We start from the raw sequence: 17,976 nt of genomic DNA, 5'->3' as shown, positions 1-17,976 counted from the left end.
GGCCGCGGCCAGCCTTAGCCGAGCGTTTCGACTCCGTCGAATCCGGTGCGCCGACCGAAAGGGCTTACCCATGTCATCCCAGCTGGTCCTGAACTCGGTGATCCGGGCCATCGGATTCACCCAGGGTGGGTGGCGCCATCCCGAGGCCACCCCGCACCGCGCCCTGGATCTCGACTACTACCAGGAGTACGCCCGCATTTCCGAACGCGGGTTGTTCGACGGCCTGTTCGTCGCGAACACGCCCGCTGCCAGGAGCAACGACTGGACGACGTTGTTCTCCCCGCTCGAACCCGTCGCCCTGCTGTCGGCGTTGGCGGCGACCACCACCCACATCGGGCTGATCCCGACGCTGTCGTCGAGTTTCAACGAGCCGTTCAACGTGGCGCGTCAGATCGCCACATTGGATCACCTCAGCGGCGGCCGGGCCGGTGTCAACATCGTGACCTCCGGGTCGTTGGATGCCGCCCGCAATTTCGGGTACGACGAGCTACCCGGTCATGACGACAGGTATGACCGGGCGCACGAGTTTCTCGATGTGCTGTATCAGCTGTGGGACAGCTGGGATACCGACTCGCTGATCGTTGACAAGGCCGCTGGGGTGCAGTCGAAGCCGGGCAGCATCCGCCCGATCGGCCATCGCGGCAAGCATTTCGCCGTGCACGGGGCACTCGATGTTCCGCGTTCCCCGCAGGACCGCCCCCTGGTGTTCCAGTCCGGTTCGTCGGCGCCGGGCCGCCGGTTGGCCGCGGCCTACGCCGACGCCGTCTACACCGCCCAGCGCACGATCGAAGAGTCCCGGGCCTTCCGCGAGGATCTGCACCGGACCCAGCAGCAGTTGGGGCGGACCGGGCCGCTGGTGAAGGTGCTACCCGGGTTGATCCCGGTCGTGGCGAGTACCGATGCCGAGGCGCACGAACTGCACGACGAGATCAGCGCATTGAACCCGCCGGAGCGTTCGATCGGGATCCTCGAAGAGCGGCTCAAGGTCGATCTGACCGGTGTCGCCCTCGATGAGCCGTTCCCGGTGCGGCGGCTCCCTGCGGTGGACAGCCTGGCGGGGGAGCGCAGCTTCCACGAGATCGTCCGCAGCCACGCCGATGCCGGGGGAACACTGCGCGACATCCTGAGGATCACCGACTCGGGCAATGGGCATCTGCGCTTCGTCGGGTCGGCCGAGCATGTCGCCGATGACATCGAGAAGTGGTTCACCGCAGGTGCGGTCGACGGATTCAACATCAACCCGGCGATCACGCCCACCGGCCTGACCGACTTCGTCGACCAGGTCATCCCACGGCTGCAGGCCAAGGGCATCTACAAGCGCGAGTACAGCGCCGCGGGAGCGCGGGCCGCATTCGGGTAGTCCGGCGTGGTCTCACGGCTTGAGCTGGGAACCCGACCGGAACAACCAGGCCAGCCATCCGCTCAGCGTCAACGCGGCCGCGCCGACGACGAGCAGCGCCACCGGTGCCGAGATATCGGCCGCACCGAGCATGCCGTGCCGCATCGCCTGAACTCCGTAGAAGACCGGGTTCAGGTGGTTGAGTGCCCGCCACCCCGGCGACAGGTCGTGCACCGAATAGAACACACCGCCGAGGAAGCACAGCGGTTGCACGACGAGCACCTGGATCGCGGCGGTGTGCTCCTGGGTCTTGGCGTACATGGCCGCGATCATGCCCGCCTGGGCGGCGAGCAACAGCACCGCCGCGCTCGCCGCGACGAAGTAGCCGGGCCGGGCGATGTGGGAGCCGGTGAGCGGGATCGCCACGGCGAGAATGCCTGCCGAGATGAGGATTCCGCGCACCACCGACCCGAGAACGAGCGCCAGGTTGATCTCCCACCACCGCAATGAGCTGGCCAGCACCGCATTGATGAAACGGTCCTTGCGTGCTTCGAACAGTGATGCGTTGCCCTGGATGTAACCGGCGGTGACCACTGACAGTACGAGCAGACCGGGCAGGATGAACTGGTCGTAGGGCAGCCCGTGTATCCCGTCGATCCGGCTGCCGATGGCCAGTCCGAAAACGACGAGGAACAACAGCGACGCCAGCATCTGCCCGAGGACGGTGAAGTGCCAGTTCTTCAGGTACCGCACGATTTCGCGCTGCAGCAGCCACGTGAAGGCCGGACGTTGCGCACGGTACGGCCGGTCATAGGACGTCAGCGGTGCCGAGGCCAGCCAGTTTTCAGTCATTGGCGGCCTCGGTCAGTGTGGCGGCCATCGCCCGGTTGTAGACCTCCGCGAGATCGGTTGCGCCGAACTCGGCGCGCAGCGCCGCGGCATTGTTGCGGGAGATCAGCCGGCCCGCCTTGATCAGGGCGACCTCGTCGCACAGCGCCTCAGCCTCCTCCAGATAGTGCGTTGTGAGCAATATGGTGTGGCCCATCCGGTGCAGATCCCGCATGTAACCCCACAGGTCGGATCGCAGCTCAACGTCGACGCCCGCGGTCGGCTCGTCCAGGATCAGCAGCCGCGGGCGGTGGATCAGGGCCCGCGCGACCAGCAGTCGGCGCTGCATGCCGCCGGAGAGTGCATGGGGATGTTGCTTGGCCTTGTCTGCCAGGCCGAGCAGTTCGAGCAGGTCGTAGGCACGCCGGGCGGCTTCGCGACGGGCCACACCGTGATAACCGGCGTGGTAGATCAGAATCTCGGCGTTGGTCAGGAAGCGATCGAGGTTCACGTCCTGCTCGGCGAGGCCGATCAGCGCCCGCGCGGTACGGGAGTCGTTGGGATGCCCGAAGACCCTGATCTCACCCGCCGTCGGGCGCAGCAGATTGCATGTCGCCGAGATCAGCGTCGATTTGCCGGCACCGTTGGGGCCGAGCAACCCGAAGAACGCACCGTCGGGGATGTCCAGATCCAGGTCGTGCAGGGCCGTGAAGCCCGAACCGTACGTCTTACGCAAGTGCCGGACTTCCAGGGCAGGGGGCGCCACCGCTGTTCACCTCCAGTGGGTCAAGGACAGTGCGCCCAATAGCCGCCGTCGATCACGGGTTTATTCCCGAAAAGTTGAAACCGCCATGAGCAAAACACCTGCCCGGTAGCGGCGACGAATAGTTAAGCCAGAACGTGCCATTCCTGTAGCGCAAGCCGCTTGATCGGCCGCCCCGCCGGCCCCAGACTCGGTGCCGACGCACCCGCCCCAGTAAGGATCGCCGATGACCTCAGTTGCGACAGCCACGATCAGCGCCGATGAGCTGCACGAGTTATTCGGTGCGGGAAGCGAATACGCGCTGGTCGATGTTCGGGAACCCGGTGTGACGGCGGCGCAGGGCTCGATCCTGCTCGCGGTGTCGATTCCGCTCAGTGTCCTGGAGTTGCGGGTGCGGACCCGGATCCCCAGGTTGTCCACACCCGTCATCGTCTACGACGGCGGCGATGACGATCGGGGTGACGGCAGCCACCTCGCCGCCCGTGCGGCCGCCCGACTGACGGCACTGGGCTACACCGATGTCCGGGTGCTGGCCGGCGGTCTGCGGGCCTGGTCGGAGGCCGGGCACAAGGTGCAGACCGGCGGGGACCACGTCATCGGCCAGGCGTTCGGTGAGTGGATCGAGCACATCTACCAGACCCCGCACATCAGCGTGCCCGAGTATCTGAAGCGTATCGAGGCGGGGGAGGATATCGTCCTGCTCGACAGTCGTCCGATCGGCGAGTTCGAGAACCACAGCCTGCCCGGTGGCACCTCCATTCCCGGTGCCGAATTGGTGTACCGCGCAGGCGAGGTGGTGAAATCGCCGGACGCGCTGGTCGTGGTGAACTGCGCCGGGCGCACCCGCAGCATTCTCGGCGCACAGGTGCTGATCAACGCCGGACTGCCCAACCGGGTGGTCGCGCTTGAGGGCGGCACCCAGTCCTGGGTGCTGGAGGGGCACGATCTCGAGCACGGCAAGTCCGTTGCCGCGCCCGCCCCGAGCGGTGAGAGCTTCCGATCGGCGCAGCACGCCGCCGCCCGCTTCACCGACCGGTTCGCGATCACCCACATCGACACAGCCACACTGGAGCAGTTCCGCACCGAAGCAGACACCCGCTCGCTCTACCTGCTCGATGTCCGCACCCCGGGGGAGTACGAGGCGGGCCACCTCCCCGGGTCACGCTCGGCGCCCAGTTGGGATGTCGCGCCGTGGACGTTCCGCCATGTCGGCACCCACAATGCGCGCATCGTGCTCGTCGACGACGACACCGTTCGCGCAACCGTCGCCGCGTCGTGGATCACCCAGATCGGCTGGGGCGAGGTTTTCGTTCTGGACCACGCGCTCGACGGTGTTGAACTCGAAACGGGAACCGCACCACAAGCATTCGCTGTCCCCGACGAAGGCTACACGTTGATCGACGCCGACGGCCTGAACGAGGCATTCCATGACGTCGTCGTGCTCGACCTGGCGCCGAGCCCGGCCTACCGAACCGGACACATTCCGGGTGCGAGCTTCGCCATCCGGTCCCGGCTGGCCGAGTCCGTCGCGGAGATCCCCGGCGCCGGCCCCATTGTCCTGACCTCCGAGGACGGCGTCCTGGCCCGGTTCGCGGCCGGCGAACTGTCCGGAGCCACCGACCGGCCGGTGCGGGTCCTGCAGGGGGGCACGACGGCCTGGGAGGCCGCGGGTTATGCGCTGGAGTCCGGTGTCGAGAACTGGCTGCACGACGCCGACGACGTTGTGCCGTCCGGTTGGCGTGAGACGGATCCGGAGCGGCGCAAGGCCGGATTCCGTCGTTACCTGTCTTGGGAGCTCGGGCTGGTCGCCGAGTTGGAGCAGGACGACACCGTGCCGTTCAAGAAGTACGCCTAGCATGCGTCACCCGAGGGCGGCGTGGACAGCGGTCTGTCTGGCCGCGGTGATGGTGATCGCCACCGCCTGCGGGGGTGGGGGCACCGTCGCCGGTAAGAGCGCCGAGCTCAAATGGGCCATCGGCATCCCGACCAGTTGGGATCCGGTCACCTCCCAGATCGGCTGGGATATCTTCGGTTTGCCATTGGCCTATGAGGGTCTGACCGAGATCGACCCGGACGGGAAACCGAGGCCGGGACTGGCCGAACGCTGGGAGTACAACGGTGACGGCACCCAGGTGACGTTCCACTTGCGGCCCGGCCTGAAGTTCAGCGACGGAACCCCGGTCAATGCCGAGGCGGTGAAGTTTCATTTCGACCGGGCCAAGACTCAACAGAACTCCCGTTCGAAGGATCTGATCGAGACGATCCGGTCCGTCGATGTGGTCGACGACCTGTCGGCCCGGTTCAACCTGGCGCAAAAGGACTACCAGGTGCCGCTGCTGGTCGCGGGACGGCCCGGCCTGATCGCCAGTAAGGACGCGGCAGCCAAGGACCCGGCCGCCCTTGAGACCAAGCCGGTGGGCGCGGGGCCGTTCGTGCTGCAGGAGTTCGTCCGCGACGACCATGCGACGCTGGTGAAGAATCCCGACTACTGGAACGCCGACGCGATCAAGATCGACAAGGTCACCATCTACGAGAAACCCGATCAGGCCACCGTCGTCCCCTCGGTGCAGACCGGGGTCTACAACGTCGCCTACGCGCTGCCCGCGGCGGCCAAGAACGCTGAGAAGCAGGGTCTTCCGGTCGAGTACACCAAGACCGGGCAGGTCTACGGCGTGATCGTCAACAACAACAAGGCGCCGTTCGACAACCCGAAGGTGGTCGAGGCGCTGCGCTACGCCTTCGACCGCCAGGAGTTCGTGGACAAGAGCTCACTGGGTACCGGCCAGGTGACCAATCAGCCCTTCCCGCTGCGGTATCCGCAGAACGACAATGATTTTCTGCCGACCTGGCCGTACGACCCGGAGAAATCCAGGCGAATCCTGGCCGACGCCGGCTACCCGCCCGGCCGGCTCAAGGTGCAGCTCGACAGTCAGGATGCGGGCGGTGTTCCCGAGCTCCTGCAGGATCAGCTGGTCAAGGCCGGGTTCGACGTATCCATCAAGATCATCAGCTCGGCGGAGAGTAACCAGCTCGTGCTGGTGAAGCGGGAGCCCGCGCTGGCGCTGAACACCTCGACGGGGCGGGAGTCCCCGGTGCAGGCCCTGCTGTCCTTCTACGGCTCGGCCGGACTGATGAATCTCAGTGCCCCGTATGCCACGCCACGCTTCGAATCGGCGTTGGACCGGTTGCGCGGCACCCCGCTGGATGCGCCCGACTACGACAGCATTCTCAAGCAGACGGTGCGTACCGCCGCCGAGGAGTCACCACACGACTATCTGTTCGATATTCCGTGGACGTTCATCAAATCCGACGCCGTCTCCGGTCTGGATGCGCGCCAGGGCCAGATTCGTTGGGAGGGCGTGACAATCAAATGATCGGAGCAGCCCGCTGGCTGGCCCGGCCGGTACGCCTGGTGGTCATCTCCGTGGTGGTGTTCCTGCTGGCCAGCATTGTCACGTACTCGCTCGGGGTGGTCAGCGGCATCAGCCCGGCCGCATTCGTCGCGGGCGATGACGCCACCGCGGAGGATCTGGCCCGGATCACCCACGAGTGGGGACTGGACCGTCCGATCCTCGTACAGTACTTCGATTGGCTGGGTGGTCTGTTCCGTGGTGACCTGGGCGTCTCGTGGTCCAACGGGCAGTCGGTGTCCGAATTGCTGCTCCAGAAGGCGCCGATCAGTCTTTCGGTCGCACTGCTGGCACTCGTCATCGGCATTCTCGGCGGAGTGGGATTGGGAGTGGTGGCGGCGTTCCGACAGCACGGCGTGGTCGACCGCGTCGTCACCTGGGTGGCGTCGGTCGGCACGGCCGTACCGGCCTTCGCGATCGGTGTGCTGCTGATCCTGGTGTTCGCGGTCGGTTTCAAAATGTTTCCGGCGGGCGGTTACGTACCGTTCGAGGAGGACCCCGCGCTGTGGCTGTGGACGATCACGCTGCCTGCGTTCGCGCTGAGTTTCGACACCATCGGAGATCTCGCGCGGCAGGTCCGCTCCGGGCTCATCGGTGCCCTTGACGGCAATTACGTGACAGGGGCCATTCTGCAGGGCTTTTCGCGTCGCCGGATCATTTTCGGCCATGTCTTCCGCAACGGGATCGGGCCCGCGCTGAGCATCCTCGGTCTCAAGTTCCCCACCTTGCTCGGCGGGGCCGTCATCACCGAATCAGTGTTCTCGATGGCCGGATACGGCGCCTACACCGCCAAGGCCGCCCAGGGTGGCGATCTGCCCGTCGTTCAAGGCGCGCTGATCATCTCGATCGTCATCGTGCTGGTGTTCAACACCCTGGTGAACGTCCTGCTCGACCGGTTCTCCCCGGACCGCAGGGGGACGCTGTGAGCGCGCGGGGCGCGCTCGGGCGCACACATCAGGCAGTCGGTGTGTTCGGCTGGATCAGCGTGGGCATCCTCGCGGTGATCCTGGGCCTTGCGACGTTCGGACCGGTGCTGGCTCCGCACGATCCGCTGGCCCTGACCGACAACATCCTGGCGAGCCCGTCGACGCAGCACCTGCTGGGCACCGACTACCTGGGGCGCGACGTTGCGAGCCGGATCCTGTACGGCTCGCGGCTGTCGGTGTTCTCGGCCCTCGAGGTGGCCGGGGTGGCGTTTCTGGTCGGTGTGCCCGCCGCAGTCTTCTCGGTGTACTCGCACCGCGCGGTGGAGTGGGTCAGCCTTCGTGTCATCGACATGCTGATCGTCGTACCGTTCCTGGTGTTCGCCGTCGCGGTAACGCAATTGGTCGGCAATGGGCTGCATCAGGCGATGATCGTCGTCGGGGTTCTCACCGCTCCGCTGTTCTACCGGGTGACCCGGGCGGCCTGCCTCGCCGTCGGGCAGGCGGACTACGTGCAGAGCGCAAGACTCTACGGCGGTTCGACGTGGTACCTGGTCCGGGCACACATCCTGCCCAAGATCATCCAGCCGGTCCTGATCGCCGGCGCCAACACCGTCGCGACCGGTCTGATCATCGTGTCCAGCCTGACGTTCCTCGGAATCGGCATCGTCCCGCCCGCGCCCACCTGGGGTGGGGCGATCTCCAGCGATCTCGGATACCTTGGCCAGCGGCCTTATTCGCCCTTAGTGCCGACCCTGCTGATCGCCGCGGCGGTCATCGCACTGAACGGCCTCGCCGACATCGCCCGCAGGCCGGCGGGCCGGGGCGAGGTGTCCAGTGGGCTGTTTCTGCTTCGGGCACGGGGTAGCGATGACTGATCCGGTGCTGCGCGTCGACGGACTGACCGTCACCACCACGGACGGTGACGCCATCGTGTCCGACATCGGATTCGAGGTGGCGCCGGGACAGATCCTCGGCGTCGTCGGTGAGTCGGGCAGCGGAAAGTCGGTCACCTGCAGGGCCGTGCTGGGTCTGCTGCCGCAACGCCTGCGGGTGGGTGCCGGCGACGTCGACCTGGCCGGCCACCCGGTCCTGTCCTACGGCTTCGCCGAGTGGCGTGCGCTGCGGGGAAGCGTGATATCGGCGGTCTTTCAGGACCCCGGTTCGTATCTCAACCCCAGCGTGCCGGTCGGTAAACAGCTGGCCACCGCACTGCGGGTGCGGTTCGGGTTGAGTCGGCGCGAAGCCGTCACCCGCGCCGGGGAACTGTTCGCCGAGCTGGGGTTGTCCGCCGGATCCGGCATCGCCACCAAACTGCCGCGCGAGTTGTCGGGCGGCATGCTGCAGCGGTCGGTGCTGGCGATCGCCTTGGCCGGCCGGCCGTCACTGCTGATCGCCGACGAAATCACCACCGCCTTGGATGTCTCGGTGCAAGCCCAGGTGCTTGAACTGTTGACCGGCAGGCGGGACGCGACCGGAATGAGCATCGTCTTCGTCTCGCACGATCTGGCGGTGGTGAGCACGATCTGTGACGCGGTGCTCGTCATGCGCGACGGCCGGATCGTGGAATCCGGGTTCACAGCGCAGGTTCTGGAGAATCCGCAGCACCCCTACACCCGACTGCTGATCAGCGAGCATCGGCGCTACGGCATCGAACGCTTCACCGCACCCGAGGACGGTCATGAGCCGCGATACGCCACTGCTTGAGATCTCCGGCGTCGAGGTGGGTTACGGCCGGGACAACATCTTGGACGGGGTCGACCTGCGCGTCGACGCCGGGCAGATCGTCGGACTGATCGGTGAGACCGGGTCGGGCAAGACCACGCTGTGCCGCGCGGTGCTGGGGTTGGCACCAGTGCGGCGCGGATCGATCGGGTTCGACGGCACCGGGATCAGCTCACTGTCGCGACGCCGGCTACGAAAGTTCCGTTCCAGCGGGGAAGTCCAGTACGTCTTCCAGGACCCGCTGGCCAGTCTCGAACCGGACTGGACCATCCAGCGGTCGGTGGTCGAGCCCCTGGCACTCGGTGCCCCGCTACCCGCCGGTGTCACCCGCCGCGCGCGAGCCGAGCAGGCGTTCACCGAGGTCGGTCTCGATATCGGACTGCTGGACCGCAGGCCGGGTGATCTGTCCGGCGGACAACGGCAGCGCGTCGTCATCGCCAGGGCGTTGATCACCCAGCCCCGGTTGTTGTTGTGCGACGAGCCGGTCAGCGCACTCGACGCGGGCAACCGAACCCTGGTGCTGGAACTGTTCGACAAACTGCGGGAACGGCACGGGATGTCGATCATCTTCGTCTCGCACGACATCGGTTCGATCGCCGGGACCTGTGATCGGCTGGCCGTGCTGCATGACGGCAGGGTGGTCGAAGACGGGCCGGCTCGCGACATCGTCGGTTCACCGTCGAGTGCCTACGCCCGCCGGCTCATCGCGGACGTGCCGTCGTTGGCGTAATTGCCTGCGTTGAAATCCCGTTGAACTGGACTGTGTCCAGCAACCCGGGCACCTCATATCTTGAGGATTGCGTCGCGAAGGAAGCCTTGATCTCGAGGAGGCACTGATGACTAAGCAGAGCAGCTACCTCACCGTGTTTCAGAAAATGCAGCCCCAAGCATTGCCGCGGCCGATTCTGGAGGAATGGAACTGGCAGTTGGAGGGCAGCTGCCAGGGCTATCCCTCAGAGGTGTTCTTTCCCGAGAGTGAGGGCCGGCAGGGCCGGCGCCAACGCGAGGAGGCGGCCAAGGAGATCTGCCGGGAGTGCCCTGTGCTGGCCCGCTGCCGCGATCACGCGCTGAAAACTCCTGAGGTGCATGGTGTCTGGGGAGCCATGACCGCGCGCGAACGCGCCAAGGCATTGGCACAGGCCCACTGAGCCATGAACACGACCGGCCAGTAGAACGTGCGGGTCGGGTCAGTAATTCACGGTGCCGAGCAAGCCACCGCCGACCGCGACCGCGTCGCCGGTGATGCTGACGCTGCGCGGGGAAGCCAGGAAGGTGATGACATCGGCGACTTCCGATGCGTCGACCACCCGCCCGATCGCGTTGCTCGCGAGCTGCTTCTCGTACTCGGCCACGTCGATGCCCGCCTTCTCGGCCGCGGCCCGGTATTCGAGTGTCTTGGACTCCGTGCGCGTCTGCCCGGGATGCACGACGGTGACGTTCACCCCGTGCGGGCTCAGCTCGTCGGCGAGGTTCTTGGTCAACGCGGCAACACTCACGTTGCGGATGCTGCGCACGATCGAATGCGTCTGGCGGTAGCCCAACCCGCTGACGTTGATGATCCGTCCCCAGCCCGCATCGACGAGGTGCGGTGCGACGGCTCGCGCCGTGCGCAGGTAACCGACAACCTTGATGTTGACGTCGTCCCAGAACACCTGGTCCGTCGTGTCGGCCAGGTCGGGATTTCCCTTGCCGACGGCTTGATTGGACGCATTGTTGACCAGAATGTCGACCCCGCCGAGCTCTTCGACGGCGCGCGCCACCAACGCCTTGACCGACTCGTCGTCGCCGGTGTCGGTGACGACCGGGATGGCGCGCCGGCCACTGCGCTCGGCGACCTCGGCGGCGGCCTTCTCCAGGGTTTCCTTGGTGCGCGCGGCCAGCACCACGTCCACCCCCTCCGCGGCCAGCGCGTGCGCGACGGCCAGACCGATGCCCTTGCTGCCACCGGTGATGATGGCGCGTTTACCCGTCAGTTGTAGATCCATCTGAACTCTCCTCGGTGTTTTCGGATCAGTGTCGTCGTTCGGTGAGGACTTCCGCGGCATCCAGTGAGCGCGGCGGCCGACCGCGACGCGCATGTTCGGCGGTCACGCGTTGGATGAGTTCGTTGACCGGTGCCGACTCACCCAACAGACGGGCCTGCAGCACGATTTCACCGTTGAACCAGTCGGTCTCGACATCCGGGTGTCCCCGCGCCACGCTCTGCCAGGTGGAGCCGAAATAGTCGTCGCGAACCCTGCCATCCAGAAGCTCACCGCGGCGCTGCCGATCCCGCTCGGCGCTGATCACCGGTATGCCCGCGGCCGTCAACACGTTCTCGGCCTCGGACCGGGCCTGGGCCACGAGTTCCTCGGCCTCGGGTCCGGGACGAAACGATGCGGTCACCCCGTTCCCGAGGTTGGCGATCAACTTGCGGTACTTCCACGCCATGATGTCCTCGCGGACCTCGGAACCGAAGTGCGCCGATCGGAATGCCGCCGAAAGCTGCTCGGCGACCTCGTCACGACCGTGCGGATACCGGCCGAGGTCGAGCAGGCCCGCCACGGGCGAACTCTGCTGAACCACGATCCCGGCCTCGAGGTGTGCCGCCGACAGCAGCACGGCGACCCCGTAGACATTGGCGAACCTGCGCAACACCGCCTGCTCATTGGCCACACCGTTCTGCGCGACGAATATCGGCGTCAGGGCCGGTGCATGGGCGGCGAGATCGTCGAGCGCGGCCGCAGTCTGGTGACTCTTGACGGCCAGCACCACGATCGGATCGGCCGCCCAGTCGACTGCGCCCGCCCCGGACGCGGCAGGCAGGGCGATGGTGTCGGTACCGGCCTTGGTCACCAGCGTGAGGCCGGCGTTCCGGATCGCGGCCAGGTGGGCGCCGCGTGCCACCGCCGTGACATCGAACCCGGCCAGGCTCAGCCGCGCGGCGATGACCCCGCCGATCGCACCGGCTCCGTAGACGACCACCGGTCGCGTGGACGGTGCTGTCACCGCACGCCCGCGGGCTGCCGAAGCAGCGGTAGCAGTTGGTCGCCGACCCTGCCGACCTCGGTCTTGTAGGGGGTGTCGGACAAGACGAAATGCGTGATGCCCAGCTCGGCGTATCTCTCCAGGGCGAGCGCCACCTCCGCGGCCGAGCCGACCAGCCATGTGGTCCCGGCACCGCCTCCGCCGTAGAGGCCGGGTGTGGTGTAGAGGCAGGAGTCGAGTACCTCGCCGCGCTCGGCGAGGTCGAGCAGCCGCTGCTGGCCGACGGCCGTGCCCTGCCTGCGGCCGTGCAGGTCGGGCCGGCCGGCGATCGCGGCGATCTTGGCCTCGGCGTCGCGCCACGCCTCCTCTGAGGTATCGCGCACCAGTGTGGTGACCCGCAATCCGAACTCGAGCGGGGGGTGGGCCCGGCCGAGCTTGTCGGACAACGATTTGAGCCGGTCGATCCGCTCGGCGATCCCGGCGAGCGGTTCACCCCAGAACAGCTGGACGTCGGCCTCGGCCACGGCCACCTGCTCGGCGGCATCCGACGCGCCCCCGAAGTACAGCCTGGGGTGGCGGCCCGACTCGGCGCCGAACGGCCGCGGTGCGACGGTGGAGTGCTCGACCCGGAAGAACTCGCCGGTGAACGTGACGTCCTCCTCGTGCCACAGCCGGCGCAGCACCTGCAGGAATTCCCTGGTCCGGTCGTAGCGGCGGGATTTGTCGAACTCGCCGTCACCGTAGGCGGCGAGATCGTCGGTGCCACTGACGATGTTGATGAACAACCGCCCGCCGGTGAGCTGGTCGAGGGTGGCGGCGGCACTGGCGAAGTGGGCCGGGTGCCAGTATCCGGGGCGGATCGCGGCCAGCGGGGTGAACGTCGTGGTCCTGGCCGCGATGGCGGTCGCGACGGTGAAGGTGTCGGGGCGTCCCCACCCGGTTCCGATCAGGGCACCTCCCCAGCCGTGACGCTCGGCGCGAACGGCCAGATCGACCGAATAGTCGAGACTGCCCCAGCCGTCGACGGTGTCGTCCCCGCGGTGTCCCGGTTCGACGGTGTTCGGCACGTACCAGAGGAACGTCATCGGGCACCCAGGTCGGCCAGGACCAGATCCCGGGTGATCGCCCGGGCCAACCGCGGTACCCCGACGCGCAGGCTGGGGATGTCGCCGACCGGGCGGCCGAAGCTCACGTTGGCGCCGATGCTGAACACGTGGATGTCGGCCAGCCACGGCGCGGTACCGGGATCCTTCTCGGTGAGTTCGTATCCGTGGCCCAGATACGGTGCGCTACCGAGCAACTCGTTCTCCTGGCCTTCGGGCGGCCGGTAGATGTCCTTCCACAGCGCGATGTGCGGTGCGATGGTCGCCAGTTCCGGCCGGGTGTTGGGGTCTTGCTGATAACCCGTTCCCGCGATGACGTAGTCGAAGATCCGGACACCGTCGGCGGCGTCGACGCGCACCCGCCCGTCCCGTTCGGATGCCGAAGCCCAGCCGGCCGACACATGCAGGTGGTAGTTGTCGAAGGCGGCCGCACGGGTCACGGAGTCCTCGGGAACGTTGGCGCCCGCGGCGGCCGCCTTCCAGCGTTGCTGCCAGCGCTGCGCGTCGGGTAGTAGGTGGAAGACATCCTGTGCCAACGGATTGGGCCGGTTGGCGAGGTTGGCGACGACGACGGCTGGGCGGCGGGTGTAGACGTGCACCTCCGCGGCCCCGGCCTCCAGTGCGGTCGCGGCGGCGTCGTAGGCCGACGCCGCCGCACCGAGCACCGCGACCGACTTGCCGCGCAGCGCAGCGAAATCGATGGCATCGGCCGTGTGCGCCCACAAGGTCGCGGGCAGGCTGTGCAAGGCTGCCGGGACATGCGGCCCCCCGGTGCCCGCGACGCCACCGGCCAGCACCACCTTGCGGACATCCTCGGTCCACCGCCGACCGTCCTGCTCGAGGGTCAGACGCAGGCCGGCCGTGGCCGGCGCGATGTCGGTGACCCGGATTCCTCGGCGAACCTCGACCCCGACCTGGCGGCGGAACCAGCTCAGATAGGCCGACCAGTCGGCCGTGGCGATCCGGTCGACAGTCTCGAAAACATCAGGACCGTAGACACTTTCGAACCAGGCCAGAAACGTCAGCGTGGGGTTCCCCAGCTCGGGCCCCGAGATCGTCTTGGCGGTCCGCAGGGTGCGCATCCTGGCGCGGGACTGCCACGCCGATTCTGATTCGGCGGCGCCGGCGTCGATCACCGTCACCCTCGCCACCCCGGCGCGGAGCAGGGCGTGCGCCGTGGTGATCCCGCTCTGCCCGCCGCCGATGACCGCCACGTCGTGGTCGACATCGGTGCGTGGGGCGATCCAGTTGTTGCCGTCGAGCCCGAGCAGCCGCAACGACTCACGAGCCGCGATCTCGGCAGGTTCGGTCGCTACCGCGTCGGTGGTCATCGGCCCACCGCCCCGGCGAGCTGTTGGGCATCGAGGTTGGAGTTGGCGGGGCGGTCCAGCCCGTAGTGCCCGCGCAGGGTGGAGGAGGTGTACTCGTGGCGGAACAGCCCGCGGGCCCGCAGGATCGGCACCACGTGGTCCACGAACACCTCCAGACCCGACGGCAGCAGTGGCGGCATGATGTTGAACCCGTCGGCGACACCACCGCGGAACCATTCCTCGATGGTGTCGGCGACCCGCTCCGGGGTTCCGGTGAACGTGCGGTGACCACGGCCCCCGCCGAGGCGCCCGATCAGCTGGCGCACGGTCAGCCTCTCGCGTCGGGCCAGTTCGACGATCAGGGTGTAGCGACTCTTGGCACCCTCGATCTCGTCCTCGGGTAGCAGCTCGTCCGGCAGCTGGCGGTCGAGATCCAGTTGCTCCAGGGGAATTCGCAGTGTGGTCGCCAGCTGGCGGTGCGCATACCCGGGGACGATCGCCTCGTCGAGCTCGCGGTCCTTGGCCTCGGCCTCGGCCTCGGTGCCGGCGATCACCGGCACGATGCCGGGCAGGATCTTGATCGTGTCCGGATCGCGGCCAAGGGCGGCCGCGCGGCCTTTCAGGTCGGTGTAGAAGGCCCGTGCCTCGTCGACGGTCTGCTGCGCGGTGAACACCGCTTCGGCGTACCGGGCCGCCAACGCCTTGCCGTCCTCCGACGAACCGGCCTGGACCAGCAGGGGATAGCCCTGTGGGGACCGCGGGATGTTCAGTGCGCCCTGGACCGAGAAGTGCTCACCGCGGTGGGCGGCCGGATGGATCTTGGCTTGGTCGCCCCACAGACCAGTCGCCTTGTCGGCCACGATCGCGTCGTCTTCCCAGCTGTCCCAGAGCTTCTGCGCGACCCGGACGAACTCGTCGGCCCGTGCGTAGCGCGACGAATGGTCGGGCAGGTCATCGAGACCGAAGTTGCGGGCGGCGTCGACGGTCGCGGTCGTGACGATGTTCCAGCCCGCGCGCCCGCCGCTCACGTGGTCCAGCGAGGCGAACCGGCGCGCCAGGTTGTAGGGCGAGTTGTACGAGGTCGACGCCGTGGCGATCAGCCCGATCTGCTCGGTGACGCCGACCAGCGCGGTGAGCAACGTCAACGGCTCGAGGACCCCGAGCGGTCGGCGGCCCACATCCCCGTTGAGTTGGGGACTGTCGGCCAGAAACAACGAATCGAACGTGCCGCGCTCGGCGATCCGGGCCAGTTCGGTGTAGTGCGCGACGTCGGTCGCCGCGAACGGATTGCTCTCCGGCAGCCGCCATGACGCCTCATGGTGCCCGGTGCTCATCAGGAACGCGTTCAGATGCAGCTGACGTTTGCCCACGAACATGACCTCCTAAAATCGCCAGATCACAACGTATCTGCCGACCGCGGCAGAATCAGCGAACATCGGCTACGGGAAAACTGAAGCCGGACTATGTAGTTCGCGTTCTCACGATGCGACGCCGAGCTCCTCGGCGGACGGCTCCGGTAATGCTTCGGCAGCGATCGTCTGCAGCGTGCGCAGGATCAACGCGATGTTGGGGTCGCGTTGTCGGCCGGCCCGCACCACGGCGCTGATCGTGCGGCCGCCGAGCTTCATTCCGGGAACGATCAGCCCGGTCAGCTCCTGGGGCACCGACAGCCGCGGCACGATCGCCGAGGCGATCTCGGTGGCCGCCAGGTCACAGATGTTCTGGGCACCGATCAGCCGGTGTTTGATCTGGGGTGTGAAACCGGCGCTCTCGCCGGCCCGCATGACCGCCACGCCGAGCCCGGAGTTCTGCGGACCGGTCACCCACGGGCCGTCGGCCAGCGCCGAAAGCCCCTGCTTGCGGATCCTCAGGTGCGAGTGGCCCGGGGCCAGTAGCACGAGCGGCTCGAACAGCAGCTCCGCGGCGGTCAGGCCGCCGGATGTCTGGTGTCCGACGAAGTCGTAGTGGCAGGTGATCGCGACGTCGACCTCACCCTGACGCAGCAGACGCAACGCGTCGGTACTGGTCTCCTGCTGGACCTGCACCCGCAGATCCGGCTCGGATGTACTGAGCCGCCGCATCATGGGCGCGGCAAGAGTCGGTAGACCCATGTTGAACGTGGCGATCGCGACCTGGCCCGAGACCCGGTCCCTGGTCTCGGCCACCGCGCTCATGGCTTCGTCGACCGCGACCAGAACGCGGCGCACATGTTCGGCCAGGACATGGCCGCTCCGGGTCAGCCCGAGGGTCCTGCCGTCGCGGCGGAACAGCACCGCCCCCGCTTCCTCCTCCAAGACGCGCAGCTGTTGTGACACAGCCGAGCTCGTGATGCTGCGGCGTTCGGCGACAGCGGTGACCGAACCGAGGTCGGCCAGATCGGACAGAAGCATCATGCGGCGTAGGTCGAGCATGGGAACCTCATCGATTCGGTGTCGAGGATGCGGGGCTGTAACGCAGGCGGGTTCAGCGACAACAGTCGCGACGACAGCAGTGCATCGGATCGACGTGGCACCGGTTGATGAGGTCCGTCGAGTTCACAGCCGAATAATGACAGACCACGGCGGGTGGGCGCGGACAGTCCGCGCCCACCCGGCCGGTGTCCGCCGCTGTGACCAGGTGTTACGTCGCGAGGCTCGCAGGAATCACGGCGGGTGTAATTCCGGCGTCGTCGAGGCGTCGTTGCGCCTCGGCGTACAGATCGTCGGGCAGCCGTCCACGGCGTGCGGCCGCGACGTTGTCGCGGACATGGTCCGGATCGGCCGTGCCCGCGATGATCGTCGTGACACCGGGGGTGCTGATGGCGTACCGCAACAGGAAGCCCTGTTCGGTGTCCCCGTCACGTAACTCGTCGAGTCCGGTGTCGGCCCAGGTGACGGTGCGCCCGTCCGCGGTGGTCTTCTGCCGTTTGCCTGCCTGCGCGACGCCCCCGCGGACGATGATGCCGAAGCCGAGCCCACCGGCGAGCCGAATACGGCACTCAAGCTGGCGCTCGAGTGCCGAGAAGGGCACCTGGAACGCCGAGAACTCCTTGATCTGCAGGTGATCGTCGAACTCGGGCAGGGTCGAGGAGACACCGAACGCCACGATTTTGCCCTCATCGCGCAGGGCGGCCAGCGTTTCGACCGCGCCCTGGCTGCGCAGCACCTCCAGCGACGGGCTGATATGCAGCTGTACCAGGTCGAGCCGGTCGGTCGGCAACCGCCGCAGGCTCTGCTCGACGCCGGCGCGGATGCTGGCCGGCGAGTAGTCGTGGGGCAGTGGTCCCGGCGGCGCGTCGGGACGGAAATCCAAGGGGCAACCGGCCTTCGAGGCGAGGATATACTCGTCACGGCGAGATCCGATGTGCCTGCCGATCCGTTCTTCGCTGAGCGCGTAGTCGACCGAGGTGTCGATGAACGTGATGCCCTCGTCGAGCACCGTATTCAGCACGGCGGCGGCCACCGATTCATCCAGCGGTCGCGGATTGCGGTGCGGGGTCCCGCGCAGTTCCATGGCGCCGAATCCGAGCACGGTCACCTCCGGGCCGCTGTCACCGAGCCGGCGAAGCTCCAGATCGCTCACTGTGGGTGTTCCTCCGATCGTGGGTGGTGTATCGCGATCGTCGCGGG

General features: G+C 67.3%; 17 protein-coding genes. 8 read left to right on the top strand and 9 right to left on the bottom strand.

The window, feature by feature from the left end; all coding sequences use genetic code 11:
• Window positions 1-70 precede the first annotated feature (70 nt).
• Complete coding sequence (locus tag ACWDTP_RS02515; RefSeq protein ID WP_450016239.1) at window positions 71-1,360, top strand: NtaA/DmoA family FMN-dependent monooxygenase; 1,290 nt, start codon at window positions 71-73, stop codon at window positions 1,358-1,360.
• Window positions 1,361-1,372: 12 nt separating this feature from the next.
• On the opposite strand, the gene ACWDTP_RS02510 is transcribed toward ACWDTP_RS02515, so the two are convergent.
• The gene (locus ACWDTP_RS02510; protein WP_450016237.1) at window positions 1,373-2,191 is read right to left on the bottom strand and encodes an ABC transporter permease; all 819 of its coding nucleotides are present in this window, start codon (window positions 2,189-2,191) and stop codon (window positions 1,373-1,375) included.
• Window positions 2,184-2,933 (bottom strand): ABC transporter ATP-binding protein, encoded by a 750-nt coding sequence (locus tag ACWDTP_RS02505; RefSeq protein WP_450016235.1) that lies wholly within the window; start codon window positions 2,931-2,933, stop codon window positions 2,184-2,186. Before ACWDTP_RS02505 ends, ACWDTP_RS02510 begins: the two co-directional genes overlap by 8 nt.
• Before the next feature lie 223 nt (window positions 2,934-3,156).
• Here ACWDTP_RS02505 and ACWDTP_RS02500 point away from each other — a divergent pair, with 223 nt between their 5' ends.
• From ACWDTP_RS02500 to ACWDTP_RS02470, 7 genes are all read left to right on the top strand, one after another.
• The gene (locus tag ACWDTP_RS02500) at window positions 3,157-4,785 is read left to right on the top strand and encodes a rhodanese-like domain-containing protein (RefSeq protein ID WP_450016233.1); all 1,629 of its coding nucleotides are present in this window, start codon (window positions 3,157-3,159) and stop codon (window positions 4,783-4,785) included.
• A gap of 1 nt (window position 4,786) precedes the next feature.
• Window positions 4,787-6,304, top strand: a complete 1,518-nt coding sequence (locus tag ACWDTP_RS02495; protein WP_450016231.1) for an ABC transporter substrate-binding protein — start codon at window positions 4,787-4,789, stop codon at window positions 6,302-6,304.
• On the top strand, window positions 6,301-7,266 hold the full coding sequence (locus ACWDTP_RS02490) for an ABC transporter permease (protein ID WP_450016229.1): 966 nt from the start codon (window positions 6,301-6,303) through the stop codon (window positions 7,264-7,266). Before ACWDTP_RS02495 ends, ACWDTP_RS02490 begins: the two co-directional genes overlap by 4 nt.
• Window positions 7,263-8,141, top strand: coding sequence for an ABC transporter permease (locus ACWDTP_RS02485; RefSeq protein ID WP_450016227.1), 879 nt, complete (start codon window positions 7,263-7,265; stop codon window positions 8,139-8,141). The genes ACWDTP_RS02490 and ACWDTP_RS02485 overlap by 4 nt, the downstream gene beginning before the upstream one ends.
• Entirely contained in the window at window positions 8,134-8,970 is an 837-nt protein-coding gene (locus ACWDTP_RS02480) for an ABC transporter ATP-binding protein (protein ID WP_450016225.1), read from the top strand. The genes ACWDTP_RS02485 and ACWDTP_RS02480 overlap by 8 nt, the downstream gene beginning before the upstream one ends.
• On the top strand, window positions 8,945-9,718 hold the full coding sequence (locus ACWDTP_RS02475; protein WP_450016223.1) for an ABC transporter ATP-binding protein: 774 nt from the start codon (window positions 8,945-8,947) through the stop codon (window positions 9,716-9,718). The genes ACWDTP_RS02480 and ACWDTP_RS02475 overlap by 26 nt, the downstream gene beginning before the upstream one ends.
• Before the next feature lie 106 nt (window positions 9,719-9,824).
• Window positions 9,825-10,136 (top strand): WhiB family transcriptional regulator, encoded by a 312-nt coding sequence (locus tag ACWDTP_RS02470; protein ID WP_450016221.1) that lies wholly within the window; start codon window positions 9,825-9,827, stop codon window positions 10,134-10,136.
• A 39-nt stretch (window positions 10,137-10,175) separates the two neighbouring features.
• Here the strand turns inward: ACWDTP_RS02470 and ACWDTP_RS02465 are convergent, their stop codons facing one another.
• From ACWDTP_RS02465 to ACWDTP_RS02435, 7 genes are all read right to left on the bottom strand, one after another.
• A complete protein-coding gene (locus ACWDTP_RS02465; RefSeq protein ID WP_450016219.1) occupies window positions 10,176-10,973 on the bottom strand; it encodes an SDR family NAD(P)-dependent oxidoreductase in 798 nt (265 codons plus the stop codon).
• A gap of 25 nt (window positions 10,974-10,998) precedes the next feature.
• Window positions 10,999-11,976 (bottom strand): ketopantoate reductase family protein, encoded by a 978-nt coding sequence (locus ACWDTP_RS02460; protein ID WP_450016218.1) that lies wholly within the window; start codon window positions 11,974-11,976, stop codon window positions 10,999-11,001.
• Window positions 11,973-13,040 (bottom strand): LLM class flavin-dependent oxidoreductase, encoded by a 1,068-nt coding sequence (locus ACWDTP_RS02455; RefSeq protein ID WP_450016216.1) that lies wholly within the window; start codon window positions 13,038-13,040, stop codon window positions 11,973-11,975. Before ACWDTP_RS02455 ends, ACWDTP_RS02460 begins: the two co-directional genes overlap by 4 nt.
• Window positions 13,037-14,389: an NAD(P)-binding domain-containing protein gene (locus ACWDTP_RS02450; protein WP_450016214.1), complete on the bottom strand. Its 1,353-nt coding sequence runs from the start codon at window positions 14,387-14,389 to the stop codon at window positions 13,037-13,039. Before ACWDTP_RS02450 ends, ACWDTP_RS02455 begins: the two co-directional genes overlap by 4 nt.
• Window positions 14,386-15,738 carry an LLM class flavin-dependent oxidoreductase gene (locus ACWDTP_RS02445; protein ID WP_450016212.1) on the bottom strand — a complete coding sequence of 451 codons (1,353 nt, stop codon included), beginning with the start codon at window positions 15,736-15,738 and terminating at the stop codon, window positions 14,386-14,388. The genes ACWDTP_RS02450 and ACWDTP_RS02445 overlap by 4 nt, the downstream gene beginning before the upstream one ends.
• A 108-nt stretch (window positions 15,739-15,846) precedes the next feature.
• Complete coding sequence (locus ACWDTP_RS02440; RefSeq protein WP_450016210.1) at window positions 15,847-16,779, bottom strand: LysR family transcriptional regulator; 933 nt, start codon at window positions 16,777-16,779, stop codon at window positions 15,847-15,849.
• A 208-nt stretch (window positions 16,780-16,987) separates the two neighbouring features.
• Complete coding sequence (locus tag ACWDTP_RS02435) at window positions 16,988-17,929, bottom strand: aldo/keto reductase (protein ID WP_450016208.1); 942 nt, start codon at window positions 17,927-17,929, stop codon at window positions 16,988-16,990.
• Window positions 17,930-17,976: the final 47 nt, after the last annotated feature.

The organism is Mycobacterium sp. NPDC003449 (assembly GCF_053588415.1).
This window is presented reverse-complemented; position numbering and strand designations above follow the sequence as displayed.

Excerpts from the sequence above, each read along its gene's own strand:
- ACWDTP_RS02515 (WP_450016239.1), top strand. The coding sequence starts at position 71 with ATGTCATCCCAGCTGGTCCTGAACTCGGTGATCCGGGCCATCGGATTC.
- ACWDTP_RS02510 (WP_450016237.1), bottom strand. The coding sequence starts at position 2,191 with ATGACTGAAAACTGGCTGGCCTCGGCACCGCTGACGTCCTATGACCGG.
- ACWDTP_RS02500 (WP_450016233.1), top strand. The coding sequence starts at position 3,157 with ATGACCTCAGTTGCGACAGCCACGATCAGCGCCGATGAGCTGCACGAG.
- ACWDTP_RS02495 (WP_450016231.1), top strand. The coding sequence starts at position 4,787 with ATGCGTCACCCGAGGGCGGCGTGGACAGCGGTCTGTCTGGCCGCGGTG.
- ACWDTP_RS02490 (WP_450016229.1), top strand. The coding sequence starts at position 6,301 with ATGATCGGAGCAGCCCGCTGGCTGGCCCGGCCGGTACGCCTGGTGGTC.
- ACWDTP_RS02480 (WP_450016225.1), top strand. The coding sequence starts at position 8,134 with ATGACTGATCCGGTGCTGCGCGTCGACGGACTGACCGTCACCACCACG.
- ACWDTP_RS02475 (WP_450016223.1), top strand. The coding sequence starts at position 8,945 with ATGAGCCGCGATACGCCACTGCTTGAGATCTCCGGCGTCGAGGTGGGT.
- ACWDTP_RS02470 (WP_450016221.1), top strand. The coding sequence starts at position 9,825 with ATGACTAAGCAGAGCAGCTACCTCACCGTGTTTCAGAAAATGCAGCCC.
- ACWDTP_RS02465 (WP_450016219.1), bottom strand. The coding sequence starts at position 10,973 with ATGGATCTACAACTGACGGGTAAACGCGCCATCATCACCGGTGGCAGC.
- ACWDTP_RS02455 (WP_450016216.1), bottom strand. The coding sequence starts at position 13,040 with ATGACGTTCCTCTGGTACGTGCCGAACACCGTCGAACCGGGACACCGC.
- ACWDTP_RS02450 (WP_450016214.1), bottom strand. The coding sequence starts at position 14,389 with ATGACCACCGACGCGGTAGCGACCGAACCTGCCGAGATCGCGGCTCGT.
- ACWDTP_RS02440 (WP_450016210.1), bottom strand. The coding sequence starts at position 16,779 with ATGCTCGACCTACGCCGCATGATGCTTCTGTCCGATCTGGCCGACCTC.